The sequence below is a fragment of the Nostoc sp. FACHB-152 genome (assembly GCF_014697475.1).
Lineage (GTDB): Bacteria > Cyanobacteriota > Cyanobacteriia > Cyanobacteriales > Nostocaceae > Nostoc_B.
Map to the genome: position 1 here is coordinate 1 of NZ_JACJRV010000187.1, position 1,929 is coordinate 1,929.

Here is a 1,929-nt window from a genome sequence, read left to right on the forward strand (position 1 = left end):
AAGAAGTGATTGTAAAGAATAAGTTGCTGTAGTAAGGGCGATCGCTACTTTCAAAATCCAAAAATTTCTTGACGCATCAATGAACCTTTAGATGTGAGAATCCAACAATTGTTGTCAGGTAAATATTCAGCTATGTCTAAGCTCTGAAATTTGTGAAGTATGCCAAGTACATATTCGTTGATTTCAGGATCATCTAAGTAATTTTCAAAGTGAGCGTCGACGAAGAATTTGTTGAAGATTGGCTGGAAGAGAACAAAAAACATCAGTCTCAGTAGTGTTAACTGTAAAGGGCTGACCGTTAACATCATGAACAGTTTCTACTAAATCAAATGGAAGATTCATGGTTGATTAAAAAATTAGTAGCCAAGCTGATGACTATACTATTATCCGCACCAGGGAGATAAGTAAACTCCCGCTACAAAAAACTCAGAGTAGGGAAAATAATTATGGGCAAGAGGATCTTAATAACGGGCGTAAGTAAAGGTTTAGGCTACGCGACGAGCGAAGGTGTTATTGCACAGGGTCATACAGTGATTAGCCCTGTTCTGTCACTCTGAGAAAAGAAAAAAACAAAGTCAAATTTTCAACTGTAGATATAACGAGCGTTTGAGCGTTTATTTTCTAATAGAATGGCTGGAATCAAGCTTTTTTGGCAAAAGTCTTATGCTGTAAGCATCCTAGATTATTCTCCAGTAAAAGTGACAGAAGAGGGTTAGTTGCGCTCGTTCGGTGGGGGCGTATGTTTCTCCCACCAATACAATCACCTTGGCTCATACGGGGCTTGGTTAAAAGATTCCTGAACAAATGCGTGGGTGTGGAGCAGGTTGTCATGGAACAGGAGAAGGGCAGGGTGCAAAGGATAATCTCACAGTAAGTCGTCCCCGCTTCCCCCTGCTCAGAAGCTCCCTGCTCTGTTGCCTGTTCTGGTCAAGAAGAGATTACGGCAAGCTTGTAAAAATTTTGTTACACTTATTAATAGAACTTCATATTTAACCGAAGTCTCGTGAACAAGGAAATAGCGATAAGTGCCATGAGTCTACGAGTGAGATGAGGGAATAAATATGAAGACTTCCTTTCAAGGCAGTATTTACCCTTTAGTTTTCGTCCAGTTGGGCGATCATAACTTTGAATCAACCCATAAATTTATCCTTAGAACAAGAATTTAGCCTGAGAACGTTTGCTGACCAAGTACAGCAGATGTCACGTGAACAAGCTCAAGAGTTGTTACTTGTGCTTCATAAGCAGATGATGATTCAGGAAACAACTTACCAAGAATTGCTCAAGCATCAGTGGGAACTTGATGCAGACCCAATCTTTGGCTAATGCACACTGCCAAGAACAGAGGGCTGGAAACTGCTGGTCAATGATTTAATCTTTGTTCGGAAATTGTATAACTCTAGCTGTATCCTATTACATACCAAATTAGTTATATGTAAAGCCAGGGACGACAGCCTAGAAGTCCCTGAGATAAACTCCACTATTTAAAGCTGCTCTTTCCTTGCGCCAACCCCTGACGGCAATCACCCACACCCACCCCCAATCCAGTAAAATTCATCAGTAGAACCGAAGTCAAGCGCAAGGAAAGCAATTGAATCTTAGTTCACCCAACCGAAAACTAAAGATTACGATCCTGACAGTAGGTTCCAGAGGTGATGTGCAACCATACTGCGCTTTGGGCATGGGTTTGAAACGTGCGGGACATGAGGTAACAGTAGCAGCCAACGAAAACTTCGAGCCATTCGTGAGGCAGTTTGATTTGGAGTTCGCGGCGATCGCCCCAAATATGCAAGAGTTTCTGCAATCGAAAAGGGGAATTCGACTAATAGCCGGGGAAAAGCTCAAGCCCCAGACTAAAGAAAAACAGTTACGTCAACAGATGCAGTCCGCGTGGGTTGCTTGCCAGGGAACTGAAGTAATCATCTACACGCC

2 protein-coding genes are annotated in these 1,929 nt (G+C 42.2%); both read left to right on the plus strand.

Annotated elements, in window-relative coordinates; genetic code table 11:
• Nucleotides 1–1,125 precede the first annotated feature (1,125 nt).
• On the plus strand, nt 1,126–1,323 hold the full coding sequence (locus H6G76_RS36475) for an NblA/ycf18 family protein (RefSeq protein ID WP_190711056.1): 198 nt from the start codon (nt 1,126–1,128) through the stop codon (nt 1,321–1,323).
• 265 nt (nt 1,324–1,588) lie between these two features.
• A partial coding sequence (locus tag H6G76_RS36480; protein ID WP_190711057.1) for a glycosyltransferase occupies nt 1,589–1,929 on the plus strand: 341 nt, incomplete at its 3' end.